The 18,384-nt window shown below is 33.6% G+C and carries 24 protein-coding genes; 10 read left to right on the top strand and 14 right to left on the bottom strand.

Annotated elements, in window-relative coordinates; all coding sequences use genetic code 11:
* Window positions 1–123: 123 nt before the first annotated feature.
* Genes AC3WTA_RS16150 through AC3WTA_RS16140 form a run of 3 tightly spaced genes read left to right on the top strand, consistent with a single transcriptional unit; the run spans window position 124 to window position 1,723 of the window.
* Window positions 124–534, top strand: a complete 411-nt coding sequence (locus AC3WTA_RS16150) for a MarR family winged helix-turn-helix transcriptional regulator (protein ID WP_000651927.1) — start codon at window positions 124–126, stop codon at window positions 532–534.
* Window positions 518–847: a DUF3147 family protein gene (locus AC3WTA_RS16145; protein ID WP_000545632.1), complete on the top strand. Its 330-nt coding sequence runs from the start codon at window positions 518–520 to the stop codon at window positions 845–847. The genes AC3WTA_RS16150 and AC3WTA_RS16145 overlap by 17 nt, the downstream gene beginning before the upstream one ends.
* Window positions 848–883: 36 nt before the next feature.
* Window positions 884–1,723, top strand: a complete 840-nt coding sequence (locus AC3WTA_RS16140) for an alpha/beta fold hydrolase (RefSeq protein ID WP_492332934.1) — start codon at window positions 884–886, stop codon at window positions 1,721–1,723.
* A gap of 39 nt (window positions 1,724–1,762) precedes the next feature.
* Here AC3WTA_RS16140 and AC3WTA_RS16135 read toward each other — a convergent pair whose 3' ends face one another.
* The 7 genes from AC3WTA_RS16135 to AC3WTA_RS16105 form a co-directional block, all read right to left on the bottom strand.
* Window positions 1,763–2,134, bottom strand: a complete 372-nt coding sequence (locus AC3WTA_RS16135; protein WP_000461778.1) for a hypothetical protein — start codon at window positions 2,132–2,134, stop codon at window positions 1,763–1,765.
* A gap of 89 nt (window positions 2,135–2,223) precedes the next feature.
* The gene (locus AC3WTA_RS16130) at window positions 2,224–2,799 is read right to left on the bottom strand and encodes a histidine phosphatase family protein (RefSeq protein ID WP_078183418.1); all 576 of its coding nucleotides are present in this window, start codon (window positions 2,797–2,799) and stop codon (window positions 2,224–2,226) included.
* Window positions 2,800–2,956: 157 nt separating this feature from the next.
* Window positions 2,957–3,598 (bottom strand): DUF3885 domain-containing protein, encoded by a 642-nt coding sequence (locus AC3WTA_RS16125; protein WP_001238778.1) that lies wholly within the window; start codon window positions 3,596–3,598, stop codon window positions 2,957–2,959.
* Window positions 3,599–3,648: 50 nt separating this feature from the next.
* The gene (locus tag AC3WTA_RS16120) at window positions 3,649–4,740 is read right to left on the bottom strand and encodes a serine hydrolase (protein WP_492332933.1); all 1,092 of its coding nucleotides are present in this window, start codon (window positions 4,738–4,740) and stop codon (window positions 3,649–3,651) included.
* A gap of 99 nt (window positions 4,741–4,839) precedes the next feature.
* On the bottom strand, window positions 4,840–5,475 hold the full coding sequence (locus AC3WTA_RS16115) for a cupin domain-containing protein (RefSeq protein WP_141402879.1): 636 nt from the start codon (window positions 5,473–5,475) through the stop codon (window positions 4,840–4,842).
* Window positions 5,476–5,636: 161 nt separating this feature from the next.
* Window positions 5,637–5,798, bottom strand: coding sequence for a hypothetical protein (locus tag AC3WTA_RS16110; protein WP_000109005.1), 162 nt, complete (start codon window positions 5,796–5,798; stop codon window positions 5,637–5,639).
* 65 nt (window positions 5,799–5,863) lie between these two features.
* Window positions 5,864–5,980 carry a hypothetical protein gene (locus AC3WTA_RS16105; protein WP_002011946.1) on the bottom strand — a complete coding sequence of 39 codons (117 nt, stop codon included), beginning with the start codon at window positions 5,978–5,980 and terminating at the stop codon, window positions 5,864–5,866.
* Window positions 5,981–6,021: 41 nt separating this feature from the next.
* On the opposite strand from AC3WTA_RS16105, the gene AC3WTA_RS16100 reads away from it, so the two are divergent.
* Window positions 6,022–6,444 carry a YfmQ family protein gene (locus tag AC3WTA_RS16100; RefSeq protein ID WP_000214598.1) on the top strand — a complete coding sequence of 141 codons (423 nt, stop codon included), beginning with the start codon at window positions 6,022–6,024 and terminating at the stop codon, window positions 6,442–6,444.
* A 52-nt stretch (window positions 6,445–6,496) separates the two neighbouring features.
* Here AC3WTA_RS16100 and AC3WTA_RS16095 read toward each other — a convergent pair whose 3' ends face one another.
* Genes AC3WTA_RS16095 through AC3WTA_RS16075 form a run of 5 tightly spaced genes read right to left on the bottom strand, consistent with a single transcriptional unit; the run spans window position 6,497 to window position 12,288 of the window.
* A complete protein-coding gene (locus AC3WTA_RS16095) occupies window positions 6,497–7,330 on the bottom strand; it encodes a hypothetical protein (protein WP_000755322.1) in 834 nt (277 codons plus the stop codon).
* 20 nt (window positions 7,331–7,350) lie between these two features.
* Complete coding sequence (locus AC3WTA_RS16090; RefSeq protein ID WP_033657679.1) at window positions 7,351–8,613, bottom strand: MBL fold metallo-hydrolase; 1,263 nt, start codon at window positions 8,611–8,613, stop codon at window positions 7,351–7,353.
* Window positions 8,610–10,280, bottom strand: a complete 1,671-nt coding sequence (locus AC3WTA_RS16085; protein WP_097860189.1) for an ABC transporter permease — start codon at window positions 10,278–10,280, stop codon at window positions 8,610–8,612. Before AC3WTA_RS16085 ends, AC3WTA_RS16090 begins: the two co-directional genes overlap by 4 nt.
* Window positions 10,281–10,292: 12 nt before the next feature.
* Window positions 10,293–11,318 (bottom strand): ABC transporter substrate-binding protein, encoded by a 1,026-nt coding sequence (locus AC3WTA_RS16080; RefSeq protein WP_000714705.1) that lies wholly within the window; start codon window positions 11,316–11,318, stop codon window positions 10,293–10,295.
* The gene (locus AC3WTA_RS16075) at window positions 11,296–12,288 is read right to left on the bottom strand and encodes an ABC transporter ATP-binding protein (protein ID WP_097860188.1); all 993 of its coding nucleotides are present in this window, start codon (window positions 12,286–12,288) and stop codon (window positions 11,296–11,298) included. Before AC3WTA_RS16075 ends, AC3WTA_RS16080 begins: the two co-directional genes overlap by 23 nt.
* 162 nt (window positions 12,289–12,450) lie before the next feature.
* Between AC3WTA_RS16075 and AC3WTA_RS16070 the strand changes: the two genes are divergently transcribed.
* Entirely contained in the window at window positions 12,451–13,344 is an 894-nt protein-coding gene (locus AC3WTA_RS16070) for a LysR family transcriptional regulator (protein WP_001050618.1), read from the top strand.
* Between the two features lie 40 nt (window positions 13,345–13,384).
* Here the strand turns inward: AC3WTA_RS16070 and AC3WTA_RS16065 are convergent, their stop codons facing one another.
* On the bottom strand, window positions 13,385–13,909 hold the full coding sequence (locus AC3WTA_RS16065) for a COG3014 family protein (RefSeq protein WP_000736447.1): 525 nt from the start codon (window positions 13,907–13,909) through the stop codon (window positions 13,385–13,387).
* A gap of 126 nt (window positions 13,910–14,035) precedes the next feature.
* Window positions 14,036–15,304, bottom strand: a complete 1,269-nt coding sequence (locus AC3WTA_RS16060) for an MFS transporter (protein ID WP_000502469.1) — start codon at window positions 15,302–15,304, stop codon at window positions 14,036–14,038.
* A 118-nt stretch (window positions 15,305–15,422) separates the two neighbouring features.
* Here AC3WTA_RS16060 and AC3WTA_RS16055 point away from each other — a divergent pair, with 118 nt between their 5' ends.
* From AC3WTA_RS16055 to AC3WTA_RS16035, 5 genes are all read left to right on the top strand, one after another.
* Window positions 15,423–16,637 (top strand): helix-turn-helix domain-containing protein, encoded by a 1,215-nt coding sequence (locus tag AC3WTA_RS16055; protein ID WP_000212362.1) that lies wholly within the window; start codon window positions 15,423–15,425, stop codon window positions 16,635–16,637.
* A 66-nt stretch (window positions 16,638–16,703) separates the two neighbouring features.
* Window positions 16,704–16,883 carry an H-type small acid-soluble spore protein gene (locus AC3WTA_RS16050; protein ID WP_001025735.1) on the top strand — a complete coding sequence of 60 codons (180 nt, stop codon included), beginning with the start codon at window positions 16,704–16,706 and terminating at the stop codon, window positions 16,881–16,883.
* 176 nt (window positions 16,884–17,059) lie between these two features.
* Entirely contained in the window at window positions 17,060–17,395 is a 336-nt protein-coding gene (locus AC3WTA_RS16045; RefSeq protein WP_492332932.1) for an antibiotic biosynthesis monooxygenase family protein, read from the top strand.
* A gap of 2 nt (window positions 17,396–17,397) precedes the next feature.
* Window positions 17,398–18,003, top strand: a complete 606-nt coding sequence (locus AC3WTA_RS16040) for a dienelactone hydrolase family protein (protein ID WP_070168645.1) — start codon at window positions 17,398–17,400, stop codon at window positions 18,001–18,003.
* Window positions 18,004–18,363, top strand: a complete 360-nt coding sequence (locus AC3WTA_RS16035; protein WP_081339357.1) for a hypothetical protein — start codon at window positions 18,004–18,006, stop codon at window positions 18,361–18,363.
* Window positions 18,364–18,384: the final 21 nt, after the last annotated feature.

Below are 18,384 nucleotides of genomic sequence, written 5' to 3'. Positions count from 1 at the left end.
GATTACCTTATATTTCAATAAAAATAAACTTTTTCAACATTTTTTATCCAAATAAAAGGATTTTATTTCTTCGTTCACGAATATATCTTACTATACGATATAAAAATAGGGGGATTTATCATTATGAAAGACATCAATCAACATTGGGAAAGTATTTATTATCACTTACGATATGAATATGAAGACAACCTTTCCCACCAAGCCATTCGTATTTTACAAATCGTTTCTCGTGAGAAAGATATAACAATTGGAAAAGTCGCTATTGAGCTTAGTCTCTCTCATAACACAGCGTCTGAACACGTAAAGCGCCTTATTCAAAAAGGATTTATCATGAAAGAAAGAAATAAACAAGATGAAAGGGTCGTAAACCTTACTTTAACGAAAGACGGCATTGAAGTATTAGAAAAGCATACTTTACTAGATAAAGAAAAGATAAAAATATTAGAATCACAGTTATCAAAAGAAGAACAACAATTAATTGAAAAAGCCTTTTCGTTATTAGCTAAGGAGGCAAAATATGCATTTCCTCGTTAAAGTAATCGTTTCGGCACTTATTATCGGCGTTATTACTGAAGTCGCCAAACATTATAGTACGATAGGCGGCTTTATTGCTGCTCTACCTCTTGTAAGTTTACTAAGCCTATTTTGGATTTCTTTCGAAGGCGGGAACAAACAAGAATTAAGTCAATTTGCTATAGGTGTATTATATGGATTTCCTGCATCTGCACTACTATTATTTATCGTCTATATTGGTCTAAAAAACTCCTTTTCACTTAGTACATCTGTCCTGTTTGGTATAGGTGTTTGGTGTATCGTTTTTGCTTGTCAAAAATTATTTCAAGCTTAGTTAGGAGGGTTTACTATTTATAAATTTGTAGAGGTATTGGGGCAAACAATAGAAGTATATATAAAAGGAAGTAGTAAACAAACGGTAGTTATTCAAACCGGAATGGGTTGCTCATTTTATGATTGGCTCCCTATTATAGAAAAACTTTCACAACATTTTACAGTCATTTCATACCATCGCCCAGATTACGGAAAAAGTGAACTAGGAAATTATTCGCGTACTACAAGACAAGCGACAAACGAACTTCATATGTTACTACATGAACTTGCTATTCACGAGCCTATCATTTTAATCGGTCATTCCTATGGAGGCTTATGTGCACAACATTTTGCGATGTTACATGAAGATAAGCTGCAAGCACTTATTTTAGTTGATTCTACTTCTATGAACTTACACCGATTAGATGAACTGCATTTACCAATTTCTGATCAAACGGATTCGGATGATATGTGGCTTCAAAAATATATTACATACTCCAAAATGGATATAGATATGCTTTATAATGAACTAAAACCTATACTCGTTGATCAATCAAGACAGTACATTGAATTTTCTACCTCTCCTCTATTATATAAAGCGACAGCTTCTGAACTATGTGCGTGGAAAAATTGTGCTCGCTTAATAAAAGAGTTATATAAAACATTAGAAACACCTTTAATCGTTATTGGTAGGGACCCTCAATATTCTATTACTCAGTTGACTGAGGATGGCATGCCAAAAGAGGAAGCGACACAACTTGAATCAATGTGGCAAGAACTGATTCATGAACAATTACAACTCTCAATAAATAGCCAATATATACTTGCCGAACATGCTTGTCACGGAATTGAAAATGATCGACCAGATATTATTATTGAAGCTGTTCAATCTGTATAAATAAAAAAAGGAAGCAACTAAAGCTGCTTCCTTACTTATCTATTCATAATCTTCTTCATCATCGATTTCTTCGTAATACGAATTCCCATTACTTACATATATAGGGCCATTCGCAACGTCAATACGTAATACCCATGCCCATGGCACAGCTAAACGCTTATGTATTGATCGCCAAAAGCTCATTGATTTTCTTTCGTACTCCTGGAACTCCTGAAGTAACTCTTTGTAGGAGGAACCGTCTAACTGAATATTTGCTTCTAGCAAACGAGAATGGGCATAGTACTGCAGCTCTAGTTCAGCAGCAATTTCCATTTCTTCTTCCGTTGCCATACCAATAATTGCTCCATCTGCTGGTACAATTTCAAATACGTTCTGAACTTCAATAAGCCCTTCTTTCTCTTTCTCAAACATGTAAACAGCCTCCTTTAACACATATTTTTTATGTTACAAAGTCATACTTCTACAATAACTTCTCCCTTTCCTCTTTTTTTGATAAACTTTTACAAATTATTTATCTGATAATCTGTAGACTGTATTCTTTCAGCAGAACTGAAACAATTATTATCAAAAGTTAATTTATACACGTCAGGCATATGAAGGGTTTTCCAAAACTGAAAATCATATTTCGAATCAAAATAATTCATTAGTAATACCATAATATTCCCATGAGTACCTATTACAATATTCTTACCTTTATATTTTTTTAATATACTTTGCATACATATTACAGCACGTCTTTGCGCTACATCATTTGATTCTCCGCCTTCGTATGCAAAAGTCCAGTCTTCCCATACCTTCTGAAGAGCATCATTAAAATCCTGTACTGGTTCTTTACTTAATAGCCTTTCCCGTAAATCTTCTTCCAGTTGTATTGATAAATTATATGTATTCGCAATTCCTTGCACAGTTTGCATTGCCCTTTTGTACGGACTAGAAATCACAACATCAATATGTTTATCTTTTAATAAGCGTGTTACATGCTGCGTATCTAACAAACCTTTTTCAGATAAAGGCCTTTCCCGTTCTTCTTTTGTATATGTAGAGTGGGCATGGCGAACGAAATATATTGTCCTCATTCATTCATCCCCCTTTTCTGTTTCTATCCAAATTCAATACATTACCATCAAATCCCTTTACCTTTATAATAAGTGCTGTCAAATTTGAATGTTGATTTTCATATTAATAAAAGGGAAACACCTCTATGGTATTTCCCTCATTTAAAATAGACTACATTCAATTAAATACTTTATCAATTTTATTTCTGTCGTATTCTAATATCCAATCATTATATGTATGATAAATACCTCTAATTGTATTAGGAGAGGTAGCTAATACATCACAACCCCTATCATCATAAACGTGAAATATAGTATTCTTGTTAATATTTATGAAATACACCCTATGAAAAATACGCGGTTTTATTCCCATATCTTGATTACAAATTGCTTTTAGCATAGGAATGTATTTCAAGTCTGAAACTTTACATTTCAAAGTATATCTATGAGTTTTATATACCCCGTCTTCATCGTCTTCTGGAAAAATATAAGGGATTGTATTTTTCTGTAACTTAAACAAATCGGACTTCTCTTTTACATACTTAGAAAAGATATTCAATTTGTGTTTGAAACTTTCACCGTCTGCATAGTCATTTACATCCACTACGATATAAATATCATCTTCTGTTGCATGTAAAGACTGAAATAAAGTAATCGCTCTATTATAAACGCCTTCTAAATATGGGCAGTTTTCATAAATGTTATTGCAATCATAGTTCACACCTAATCTAAAGCGAATACCAATATCCCCATTATAAAATAGAGGTGGTCTAAGTTCTAAATTTGGAAACGTTTCAAGCATATACTCATTCAACCTCATCTCAACACCTACCTTTAATAGCACCTTGTTTACATAATAAAATTATTCTATTATAATTTATTTTTGAATTCCTCACTTGTTATAATGTCTCGAATAAAATAATCTACATTATTTCTCAGCTTTTGATATGCAACTTGATCTTCTATATCGTTAAACATAATGACAACTTCTACTTTATTCCCTTTCTTATCTGTAGTATACAAGCTTTTTGTCAATACGAATGCGGTAGAACCACCTTTTTGACCAGCATATTCGAACTTACTATTTTTAACTGTTCCTTTGAAAATGTTCTCGATTTCTTCTTGCATTGATTTTGGAAAATACTTTCTACTATTTACTTTTTCCATTATACTCATATAATCTTTAGCGTTTGCACCCATTAATCGATCTGACCAAATTCGCTGAAATTCCATATCTACTTTTAAGGGGATATCCCGTTTTTTCCATTCTTCTTCATCTTTCATCCATTCATGAATTTGTAAAACATGTTTATTATACTCATCCTTTGACATGTTACGTATCATTTCTAACGATCGATTTTCTGGCTCATGAAGCTCTTTTTCTACATACCCTCTCATATATAGTGAAGCAGTATACGAAGCGAACTTGTCATGACTAGTAAGCTCTAATTCTTTTAAACTATCATTTACCCTTTCTATTCCAAGCTTATCTAACAAATATGTTGTATTTGCATTAGAACTATAATGAATCATCCCTTTAGCGACTTCTTCTAAAGCGATCTGTCCATTTTTCACTAACTCTCTCGCTTTGGCATCTTCTAACCAGTCAGGATGCGCTCCACCATCAGTGTTTTTAACGTAATATTTTTCTAACTCCTGCAATGAAATTTGTTCATCTCGACTTATTTTTCCTTCTGACACTTGCTTAGCAAATTCAACTGCTATTACGATTTTTGCCATACTTGCTAATGGCAATTTTACATTTTCATTTATAGATGTTACTACTTCCCCATTTTTTCTAATTATTAATGAACATGTTTTATCATCTTTATATTTTTTTATGCACTTTAATACGTAATCAGGATCTTCTTTTGACAAATAGTACTTCATAATAAAAAAGAAAGCTATAACGGCTACTATAATGACTCCTGCAATAATTCCTATAATCTTTAATATGTTCACAATATGCCCCCTCTAGAAATTCCCTTCTATATAATAATTATAACGAATTGAATTACAAAATTAAACAAAACAGAGTAACTCTTCCTAAAATAGAAAGAGTTAATCTATTTCACATGATGTTATGTGTCCATTTAACGTAACGATTATATTTGAGTCGTGACTTTCTTTAACGCTATTTAGTCGATTTGAGTTAGGAGGACCAATTACAACCGACTCCTTAATTGGCGAAAGGTCCTTTCCTAATTTTTCTGCACTTACACCGTATGCAGCTTGAAATACTTCTGGCGGAGTTAATCTAAGTATGTCTGATCCTTCTGCTGTTTCAAACTGATCGTTATTGAAGAACAAATGTAATTGTACTTCTTCTGTTATCGCTGTAATCCAATGCCACCATCCCATTGGAATAAAGACAGTTTGCCCCGCTTTCACATGATAATTTTGCAATTGATTCGTTTCCGGATTTAAAATGGATGTAACTGCTTCTCCTGATACTACAACATCTAATTCCCACGCATTCGGATGCCAATGTGGTTCCCGCATGTGCCCTTTTGTCATAAATAAATCGACAAACGCTCCACCGATCATTGCTGGTAACTGCGTTGACGTAACTTCATAGGCAACGTTTTTCTCATCTCTTTTAAAAAAGATGTTTTTTCTCGAATCAAAGAAAAGGTTTGGAGTTCCTGAACTTTTCTTTAAATTTTTATTATCTGGAACATAACCTGAACTACTCATTTTATCCCTCTTTTCCACTCCGAACATTTCTAGTTTCACACTGTATCGTATGGAAAAAATGTATGAATGTGCCTATCATTCACATAACAAAAAAACATGCCTTCATAAGGAGAGCATGTTTTGTGATATTCTTCACATTATTTAGTTAAAAAATAAATTTTTTACTTACCATGATGTAACATTAAATCACTAAGTTCTTCTTCAATGTGATTTAATTTCGCAACGCCTTCTTTCCATTTATGAATATAACGTGAAACCCCAACGAAAAATAAAATGATAATTGTGGAAAGAATAATACCATACACGATTGTTACAGTACTCATAGTTACACTTCCTTATAATTAGTAATGTGGTTATTAGTTATATTTTTATTATAAACCTTTTTCTCTTAAAATACTTCGATTTCAACTTTTTGTAACAAAATTGATTTTTCTAATATTTCATTCGTAAAAATGGCATATTTTTCACAAATTATACAAAACTTCACCATATGTACTATTACCATATGAGTTATATTATTTAATAGGAAAAAGGGGATGATATACTATGACGACTTGGTTTATTGTTATGTTAGTTGTATTTGGAGCATTTAAAATTATCGTTTCGAGCCTTCCTAACACTGTTATTGAATCCATTATTAGCAAGTACGAAACACATCCGCAACTTGAAGAAGAGAATGCGACTGTTACAATCAATGGAAATAACTTAGAAGGCGAACAAAAATACAAAATTATTCATGATTTTAACGAAGGTTTATTTTTAGATCGCTATTACGCACCACCACACAATGAGGGCACGCCTTTAATTATCAATGCAAAACGTGGTAAAAAAGATTTTATCTTTTTTATTTATAGTCATGAAGAGCATGTTGATGTTGTAAAGCAACATAAAAAGAAGGTAGTTGCTTATAGTTTACGCTCTAAAAACCTTCAAAATAATGATATGTTCGTGTCAGCTGATTTAGCTTAATACTCATATATTAGAAAAAGGAATCCATGGAATATGGATTCCTTTTTACTATTCACTGAAAAATAAGCTCTGTCTTCAAACTATCTTTCGGTAACAGCCATCCTTTTTGTTCTAAACTCTTCATTAATAATTCTCTTTGTTTTGTTGCAATACTTTCCTCATTTGTTTTAAACGATACTTCTATTACGAAATCATCTTCTATTTTCCCTGTATTACTTAGTGGCCAAACTTCAATATTCGTTTTTATATTTTCAAACTCCCCTGTATACCGTTTCATTAATACAGGACCGTAAATACGAGAATTTTTGAGCATTTCTTCTCCCCAATTCGTATACAACCATTTGTTCATTTTCCCTGGCAACTTTTCTATTAACATGTTTTGAGCAGCTCGTTCTTTTGGTAAATCAAGTACTCCATATCCTTTAGCACTGTAGCTTTTCTTATTTGAAATACTTAACGTTTTCTTCTCAAATCCCCAATCTATTTCTGCCTCATAGTTATCAGTTTTACTATCAAATCCATCCTTTTTAGCCACTTCTAGTGCATCTTGAATTACACCATTTTGAATGGGATATCTTTTTTTATATGTTAGCTCAAAATCTTTACTAAATTCTTTCTTTCGAATTCTCGCAAACCAACCTTCATTACTTAAATTTTTATTTGCCGTATCTAAAAATTGCACTTGTATTCTTTCATAATTTGTACCAGCCTTGAAATATTCTAGTACCTCTTGATTTATCTCTTTGTTATAACCTAATACTTGTTCTGGTTTTAATAATAATTTCACTTCAAAACTAGGTGTCATCGGACTGGCAGCAAACCCTTCCTTAACGTTATAAAGGAAACAACAAAAGAAAATGCTTACGAATACAAATACTTTTTTCATATACCTATCCCCTTTACATTTTAAATGACTTCTATACGTTCCATAGTTAGTGAATACACATTTTCATATCCTGCTATGCTAAGCTTTTTCTGTAATCGATCCGTATCCTCTTTCAAAGCGTGTACTAACACCGTATGTTCTGGTAATAATGTATTTAACATCTCTTTCACATCTCTTATACTTTGATGAACTTTATATGGAACTCGCTTCACCCTACATTCTTTACCTGCACGTTCTTTCAAAACTTTGTCTGCAAAACTCCCTTTAGCAATATGTCCAGTAAATATAATGGAATGTCGTTCTTCATATCGCAGTTGTTCATAATATAACTGCGCTCGTTTCGTTTGCATATTCGCATCACTCATTATAACTATTCCATAACTATTTTGCGTACCAAAGTCATGATCCATAACGATTATGTTTCTTTTTAAACTCTCCATAAGCCCTTCAAGTTCTTCATTATTTTTGATCCAATCTTTATATACGAACATCTCTTGGAATCCATCCAAAATTTCTTGATCTACTATAATGGGAAGTTCTTTATATTTTTCATATAAATACAATACGATATCTTGCGCCCTACCAAGCGGTGGCAATGGCAATAATGCTATTCCTTTCTTTTGCGCAACTCGTTCAATTTCTGTACACAGTTCATTTATTCGTTCATGTTGCGAAACATCATCAGTATGATAAGCGGCATCTACGATTGCGACTTTTATATCGCCACGCAACTTCTCAGGTAAATTAGCTCGTAGTATGTTAGACTCTGCTGAATAATCGCCAGAATAAAATACATATGTATGACTCATGTCCACTAAAAACCAAACAGCCCCCAATACATGCCCACTATACCCCCATTGAAATCGTAATGTAGGAGTAATCTGTATCCATTCATTCGGATTACTAATCTCATCAATACAAACATAATTTAAACCTTTAACATTTTGGTCGTTATAAGGTACATTCCATCCTTGCGTCGAATTGTAATTTCTCCATTTTTCGTAATAAGCGGGAAGTTGCTCCTTCGTATAACGAGTCGTCCAAATTTTTTTCTTATATCCATACTTCGCTAATAAAGGTAAGCCCATCGTATGATCTTCATGAATATGTGATAAAAATACTGCATCTAAAAACGGTACAACTTCCCTATCTATTTTTGGATAACTATCCTCATATGATCGATTAATACCACAATCAAATACTATTTTCGTCTCTTTATTTTTTACGAAGTAGCAGGAGCGACCGTATTCTCCCGCTCCTCCCCATACTTCTATCCTCATCATGCGACCCCTTTTCGTTTTTGCTCCATATGTTGCAGAAGTAATAAACATATTGTTGTAAGTCCAACTGAAACGACAGCCATTGCCATGCCAATAGATACTTCTCCTTGTTCAAATTGAGCAAAAATAAATGTTGCTGACGTTTCTACTGATGGAGGCAGTACGAGAAGGGATGCTACTAACTCTCTTATCGAGATTGTAAATGTCATCGCCCACCCAGCAAGAATTCCCGGGATAATAAGAGGTAATATTATTTTTCTAAAAATATAAATATAATTTCCAGAAAAAATACTTCCTGCCTGTACTAGAGAATCATCAATTTGCACGAGCGATGCTTTTACATATTGCACCGTATAAGGTAAAAAAAGAACAACGTACGTTACGATAACCATGACTGGCGTATTGTAAATTGACATGGGCATAAAGGGTGAATTCCAAAATAAAATAAGCCCTACAACCATCACGATTCCTGGTACCATATTCGGTAACATACCGCACATATCAAGCCATTTTTCAGAAGAGTTTTTCCCCTTTCGAATCATAAGCGCCAAAAACACTCCAATAGTAGCAGCAATAATCGCTGTTATAAGTGAAAAAAGAAAACTGTTCCATAAAGCCTCTAATCCTGGAGATCCAATTGTAAACAATGCTTCATAATGGCTCGTTGTAAAGTTGTTTATATGTAAGCCACCGCCTCTTAATTTTGATAATGAAGCAATCAGTATAGAAAAATACGGGATTCCAATTGATACGATTAATAAACCAATTACATAGCCCCATGCTACAATGCGTGTAAATATAGACAAAGTATACCTTTTAGACTTCACACCTTTTCCACTAACCATTGCATATGAATACTTTCGATTCAATACATTTTGCATATACCAAATGAGCATACACGCACTAAGTAATAAAGAAGATAATGCTGTTGCACTACTAAAATCAATCGGCCAACTCGAAATAAATTTATAAATCTCTGATGTTAACACATGAAATCCTATTCTTCGTCCGAATGTAGCCGGTGTTCCAAATTCAGCAATCGTCTTTACGAAAATAAGTAAAGCACCCATTACATAACTTGATACTAATAATGGTAATATTATTTTTCGTAAACGATAGAAAAAGCTCCCACCATGAACCGCTGCAGCCTCTTCTTTACTACTTCCAATTTGAAGTAACGTGTTTTTCAACATAAAGTAAAGAAATGGGAATAAATGCAGACTCATAATTAAAACCATACCTCCTAAACTAAAAAACGAAGATGAAATCGTCTTTAGCATCGGGAAAAACTGTTCGAAATATCCGTTCGGTTGCATGAACAAAATCCAGCCCATCGATCCAATATACGGCGGAGTCATAAATGGAATCATAAAAATAATATCCAATTTACTATACTTTCCAACATCTGTTTTGCTCATAATAAACGCCAATGGAAATGCAAATAAGGTTGCTTCTATTACTACGAGTACACCTAGAAGCATCGAGTTTAGAAAAATCCCGGCTAATCCACCACTCTGCATCACTTCAAAAGGCTTTAAAAAATTCCAACTACTATTTTCATATACACTAGAAAATAAAATGAGAAAAAGCGGAATGACGATTAACATCGCCACAAGTAATAACGCTACCGTCATTCCAACTTGTCTTACTGATATGAATCGATTTACCATGTAATCACCATCTTATTGAAATACTTTCTTAAATTGTTTTCCTATTTCATCTTGTTCTTTCTCAACTGTTTTCCAATCAATATTTAATACCGGAATCTCTTCTACATTTGGTCTATTTTCAGCTTTTATATCTGTTCTGCCTGGTAATAAATACGCTTTAGAAACTTGTTTTTGCACATCATCTGATAATAAATAATCAATAAACTCTTTTGCACCCTCTACATTTTTACTATCCTTCATAATACCTGCTGCACGTGGGCTAATAACTGTTCCGCTTTTTGGATAGACAATATCAACCGGTTCGCCCTTTGCTTTTGCACTGTACGTCATATAATCAACACCAGCAATGACCATATCTTTTGCACCGGTTACAACTGGATCTAACGCTTCTTGATTTGCCCCCGCAACTGTAACTTCATTTTTCTTAAGCTGTTCAAATAAATTCCATCCATCTTTTCCATTCTTTTTCACATATCCTGTCACAAAGTCTAATGCTGAACCTGATAGTGCTGGATCCGGAAGATTCACTTTTCCTTTCCATTCCCCTTTTGTTATATCGCTCCAATCTTCAGGCGCTGTCTTCACATTTTTTGTGTTATACACAATTCCTAATGCTGAAGCACTATATCCAAAATAATGTCCTTTATCGTCTGACCATTCAGAACGAAGCTTATCAGCTTGTTTCGCTTCTTTATAAGCTAACGTTTGCCCATCCTTTTTTAATCCTTCCATCGCTGGTAAAGATGCAAGTACGACTACGTCAACGACTGGATTTTTCTTTTCAGCTTCCATTCTCGCTAAAATCTTACCTGTTGTTCCTTGAAACATTTCTACTTTTATACCTGTTTTCTTTTCAAAGTCCTTTTGTATTTTTTCTGCTAATCCTTTTGGCCCCGCACTATATACAACAATTTTCTTTTCATTCGCATTTTTATTTTTGGCATCTGCACTACCTGTCTTTGAACTACACCCTGTTACTACAGCAGAAAATAATAACGTACATACAAATAAAGACTTAAGCGAACTGAATTTCTTCATACGATTCTCCCCCTATATGATGAATACATTTTTTTGGCACATATAACGATACTGGTTTACCGATGCTTAATTTACTATTGTGATAAGCTGTCCATATTCCGAGTGCACCCATGTTTACTTTCATTTCATACCGTTCTCCTACATATGTAACGTGCTGAATTACACCTGTATACATTTCGCACACTTCATTTTTCGTCCAGCTCACATGCTCTGGACGAATCATTTGTTTACCCTCTACAAGCCAATTTGCCTTACCAACAAATTTTGCAACAAATTCATGAGATGGCTTCACATAAATGTCTTCTGGTGTTCCTTTTTGTAATACTTCTCCTTGTTTCATGACAATAATTTGATCTGACATTGACATTGCTTCTGTTTGATCGTGAGTGACATACAATGCCGTTAAACCGATCGAATGAACGATATCCATAAGCTCTAATCGCATTTCTTCTCGCAAAATTGCATCGAGTGCACTCAGCGGTTCATCAAACAAAATAAAATGCGGTTTTGTTACAATTGCTCTAGCAAATGCGACACGTTGCTGCTGTCCACCAGAGAGTTCATGCGGATACCTTTTCTCCATCCCTTGCAGGCGAACTCGCTTTATTGCATCTTCTACTTTTTCCCGTAATTGATTCGTTTGCTTTGTAGCCCTTAAACCAAATGCAACATTTTCAAATACTGTCATATGCGGCCATAAAGCAAAATCTTGAAATACCATACCGATATTACGTTCATGAGGAGATGTTTTTATTTTTTTCGCACCAGAATACATGCACTTATCTCCAAAATATATTTCACCTTTATCTGGCTCTTCAAGTCCTGCAATCATTCTAAGTAAAGTCGTTTTTCCGCATCCCGAAGGCCCTAAAAGTGTAGTGAATTCACCTTGTTTCATGACAATTTGTAACGGTTTTAACGCCTGTGTTTTTCCAAACTTCTTTTCTAATCCATAAATTTTAATATCCATCGTTTCACCTCTTTCCCCTCACTCTTAACCTGCTTTCATTCTATATGGAAGATTTATACTGAATGTTAATGTACTGTAAAGATTAAATTAAAAAACTTCTAATAAACTATTTATTTCTATAGATTTTTTCTATAGTTAAAATAAAAAGGCGGGCAATCCATAATGAATCTCTTAAAATTAGAAATTGTAGTGCTTATTAAGAAATACAAAAAGCTTACGATTGTTGCAGAAAAACTTGGCGTGAAACAACCTACTATTACATTCCATATAAAAAGCTTAGAAGAGGAACTCGGTGTGTCTTTATTTGAATTACGTTCTGGAAGATATTTCTTAACAGAGGCTGGTGAGGCATTGCATCATTATGCTTGTAAAATAGATGCACTTATGAAAGAAGCTAGGCGGGTCACGCAAGAGTTTAAAGATTTTCATAAAGGCGCTATAACAATTGGCGCTAGTTATGTACCAGCGACTTATCTTTTACCAGAAGTTGTTCACCAATTTCAATGCGAATTTCCTAATATAAAAATAACGCTCATGGTAAAACCAGCTCCTGAAATTCGAATCATGCTACAAAATCATGAAATTGATCTCGGAGTAATTTCTGCGGCACCGTTTGATGAATCACTTTTAAAAGAAACAAAAATAATACCTGATACACTTGTTCTTGCTTTCTCCAAAGAACATCATTTCTCAAAAAAAGAAAATGTATCATTACAAGATATTGAAAAAGAACGTATACTGTTGCATCGTAACCCATCTACAACGAGAGATTTACTTACGCAATGGATGTTAGAACATAACATTACGTTCCAATCTGAAATTGAATTAGATTCATTAGAAACGATGAAACAAATATTAAAATATGGTAATGGAGTTGCTTTTATTTCTAAACTCGCTATTGAACAAGAAGTACACCGAAATGAACTATGCTACATGCCCATCCCTGGATTTGAATTTCAACGTAACATTTATACGATTCATCATGAGGACAGGTGGAATTCTAAAATTATTTCTTTTTTACTACATAGCATCACTTCTTATGCAGCAAAAAATTAAAAGGCCGTCGTTATACACGACAGCCTTTTAAACTATTACTCTATTTATTTTTCTTTGCTTCAATTTTTTCTTGTGCCTCTTCAGCCTTATCTAATGCTTCTGAAACTTTCTTCTCTTTTTCTTTTACATCATCTATACTGTCGACAGCTTTAATGAGTTTATCGATTCCTTCTTCTTCTACTTTTCTCCGTTTTGCCACTCTTTCATTTACTTTCTTTTCCACATCTTTTGCTTTTTGAAGCATATCCTCTGCATTTGATGTTACAGCTTTTTCAAGTGCATCGTCTTTTTTCTTTTGTAGCACTTCATTTGCAATATCTTTCGTTTCTAAATACTTACCATCTTTTAATGCTGTCGCACCACGATCCAATAACTGAGCGACTTCTTTATATGCTTTCGCTTCATTTCCTGTTTTCTCTTTTTCCGCTTTTTCAAACCACATAATCGCATCACTATATTTTTCATTTTTCAATGATTGCATACCTGTTTCAATATACGTGTCATAATTACTGCATCCAGCCATTACGACTAATAGAAAAAGCATAACAAAACTTAATTTTTTCATGATGTTTTCTCCTTTTCTTTGCCTGCTCACTATACTGTAACATACATGAAAAAGAGTTTCAAAAACTAAAATACTAATTTGGTCATTTTTATAATGATAAGTCAAATTTTTATTATTTTCTTATTTTTAAGCTGATACATCTACTTGTTTTTTCGCCATATGTTGCTTTACTCCAACTAATACAACTAACAATAAACCTCCGCCTATCGTCATCATAACAATGCTAGTTGGCAACATATCTAATAATAATCCATATACAATCATACCGAGTGGTGCGATTGCAGTAGCAATTGTTTCAAGTAGGCCAAACACACGCCCTAAGTAGCTCGGATCTGTCGTTTTTTGCATATGTACTTGCATCGGAATATTTACAATCATAATTGCTATACCCGTTAACATCATAAAAGCAATATAGTAAATAAAACTTGCCCCTTTTGAAATGGTAACTACCAATGGGAAGACTGTACATAAACTTAAACCCGCAAACAAAAACAGCCCAGTATAAATAGAACGAAACGGATTATTCACTTCTTTACGCACCGATAAAGCAATCGCACCCATTAGCATCCCGACTGCTAACATTCCCTCTACAGTACCGAGTTGCTTTGAAGATAGATGCAATGTATGGACGATAATGTATGGAAGTGCAACGGTTAGCCCACACGCAAAAAAGTTTACCCACAATGCTATTTTCATTAAACCATATATTTCATGCTGTCGTTTTACATATGAAAATCCTTCTTTTATACTCGTCAAGAAACGCTCTTTACTCTCAGCCACTTCTTTTTTGTATAAATCAAATACAATAAATAATTGCAAAATAACCGCTAAAAAGAACGTAATACTATTTAACAAAAAGAACGACTTAATGGAAAAGAAGCCAAATACAACTCCACCAATAATCGGCCCTAAAATATTTGATAAAGAAGCTGCCGTTTGATTTAAAGCACTCGCTTTTTGAATACGCCCCGCATCTACTAAATTAGGAATAGACGAAGTTAATGCAACAGAATAAAAACTTGCACAAATTGATAATAATGCCGCTGAAATATAGATAAAAAGAAGTGACGGTCCAAATATAGTAGCAAGAATAAACATAATAAGCATCGTTAAACTACTTAATAAATCAGTGCCAATGACAAGCCACTTACGATTCACGCGGTCAGCTACAGCACCCGCAATCGGACCACAAATCATCCTTGGAAGTGATCCACAAACAAGCGTAATAGCAAACCCCATCCCTGAACCAGTTGTCTTTAATACGTATAATCCCATGGCAAACGTATAAATACCCGCCCCTAACAAGGACGTCATTTTTCCAATCATCATTAAAATAATATTTCTCGTTGCAACTTTCATTCTTGCATCATGTTGTCCTATACTTATATCTCCCATAATGACTCTCTCCCCTTAAAAGTTAAATTGTGTTAAACTTATTATATAATCAACCTTCCAATTTTTACAACAAAAAGTTAAATACAATTTAACTTTTTAATGATAAAGGAGCAATAATATGGCAACTCTTGGCGAAAAAATTAAGGCATTACGAAAAGAAAAAAAACTTACACAAACAGAGCTGGCAGGTTCGGAACTGACAAAAAGTATGCTTAGTCAAATTGAAAATGGAAAAGCTACACCTTCCATGAAAACATTACAATATATTGCTGAAAAACTTGAATGTGAAACGAGCTTTTTATTAGAGGAAGACGATGATGAAATTGTAGAACTCATTACAAAAATGGAGCAACTCATAAAGGAAAATAAATGTGATGAAGTGTATGAGGCTTTACTACCTATCGTTCAAAAAGAGCTACCTCTTACTTTAAATACAGCACGTTTATATAAACAATTTGTAACCGCTGCGGCGATTATGAAAGATTACAACATTGAATCTTACGTAGAAAAAGCTGTTTCTATTTTTGAAAAATATAAGTTATACCGTGACAGTACGGAAACAAAATTAAAATTATCTTTTGCGATATTCACACGTAAAGAATATGCTGAATGTTTACAACTTATAGCTAGTATTAGAAATGATTATGAAGAGAAACATTTAGAAATGGATCTCATTATACATATCGAGTTATGTTTATATGAAGCCATCATCTTACTAGCATGTGGCGATTATGAAAAATGTGAAAAAACGATATTAGAAGCACTCGCGTTTTCAAAAAAGCATCAAGTGTATTTTAAAACAGATGAATTTTACCGTATTTTATCTTACCAAAAAGTCATTACAGCTGATAAAGAGCAATATTTATATTACATAAAAAAATCCGAGCAATTTGCCATTTTTACAGAAGATACTCTATCCATTGCGATTATTGATATTTTAAAAGCTTACTACTACAACACAATTACTAATGAATATACAATTGCATTAGAACATCTAGAACAATTTCGAGAAAAACTAAAAGATGAACCAATTTTTCAAGACGATGGATTGTATTATCTTGAAACAGGAAAAGCTTTATACGGATTAAAACGTTACGAGGAAGCTTTACAAGCATTGCAACGTGGTATTATACCGGATTATATGAACCATCCACTTGATCAAGCGTGGCTTACAACAGCAGGTGCATATCGTGCACTTTGTTACGTCAAACTGAATGATCAAAAAAGAGCCCTTGAAGAAGCAACAAAAGCAAATCAAATGATACAATCGTATCCGGATTCTATTTTCTCTGCATTTATTAAAGAAACATTACAAATAATACAAAAACTTTAAGAATGTCTCGAAATGGTATATTATTCCTCTTTTTCAGCAAAGATAATAATGATGGGAGGAATATAAATGAATATACAACGTGCAAAAGAGCTTTCCGAGTCATCTGAAGAAGCCAATGTCAGTTTCCAAGGCATGCCTGTTATGATTCAACACGTCGACGAAAGCAACGAAACCGCCCGCATATATGAAGTTAAAAACCCAGGACGCGAATTAACAGTTCCAGTTAATAGCTTAGAGGAAATATAAAAAATGCCACTTCGACTTTTGAAGTGGCATTTTTCTTCCTTTCATATAAATTCTCTATACCTCTTGTTTTACAACAACTGAAAAAATAAGAATCTTCTACTTCTTTTCTCTTTTTAACCTGCTAAAATACAAACTATAAATGAATTATTCGCACTATATATTAAGGAGGAAAAATAATGAAATTTGATTTCGAAAAAAACAAGCATTATTATGCAGTTATATTCACTTCCAATTTATCGAATGATACGACAGATTATAGTACCGTTGCTGACAAAATGGAGGAACTTGCAAAGCAGCAACCTGGATTTCTAGGTGTAGAAAGTGCACGAGATCATTCTGGGCTCGGAATCACAATTTCTTATTGGGAATCTCTTGCGGCAATTGAAAATTGGAAACAGAACGCCTTACATAAAGAAGCGAAAAAAAGAGGTCTTGAGCAATGGTATGAAAACTTCCACCTGCGCATCTGCCTTGTTGAGAAAGAATTTAAGTTTCATAGAGGTACATTGTAACGATGAAGAAAAAATTAGCTCTCGTTGCTGTTCATGAAATATATGGTGTGAACGACCATATGCATCACGTTACCCAACACTTTACTTCATCTCATATAGATGTATTCTGTCCTAATCTTCTACAATCGCAACATGCATTTCATTATAGTGATGAAGAAAAAGCATATCATTTTTTTATGAATCATATTGGATTTAATGATGGAAAAGAGCAAATTGAAGAATTTATTAATTGCCTTTCTAGTCGTTACACACATATTGGACTTATTGGCTTTAGTGTTGGTGCTACCATCTCATGGCTATGTAGTAGCAATCCGAAAATAGATTTTATTATCGGATGTTACGGTTCCCGTATACGTGACTATATTCATATGAAACCAACATGTGCTACCTTACTTATTTTCCCTGAAAAAGAATTTAGTTTTTCAGTATCCTCTTTAATTCAAACATTGCAGCGACAAAAGAATCCTTTATTAGAAATAAAACAACTACACGGTGAACATGGATTTCTAAATCCGTACTCCGAAAAATATAACGAGCACTCTACAAAGCAGGCATACAATGTAATAGATTCATTTCTTGTAAAAAACAAGCTTATAACGGAGATCTAAATGACACTTACATTACTCTTACTTTTTTTCATATTCATTGCATTTATATTAGCGCTAACTATCATTTTTACAACCGTAAAAAAAGGAGAGTTTTTCAAACGCCCCCACTTACAATCTATTATCGTTTGCATTTTATTTTTTACAAATTGGATCTTATATGTAACAACTTTTTATGGTTTACTTCCCGAGAAAGTTAGCGAGTTCATATTCCTACCCATTTGGTTTTTTCTTTTTATTTTAGGATGTATCGTTTTCTGGCGCGAATGGAGAAACAATCGTGTGTTCTCGATATGTATCGGTTTTCTTTCTTTTATTAGTTTTCTATTTGGGTTATTGTTATTAGTGCTTTCGGGGATGTAATAGAAAAGGAAGAAAAGCCGA

The organism is Bacillus sp. EB106-07-01-XG149 (assembly GCF_058791555.1).
This window is presented reverse-complemented; position numbering and strand designations above follow the sequence as displayed.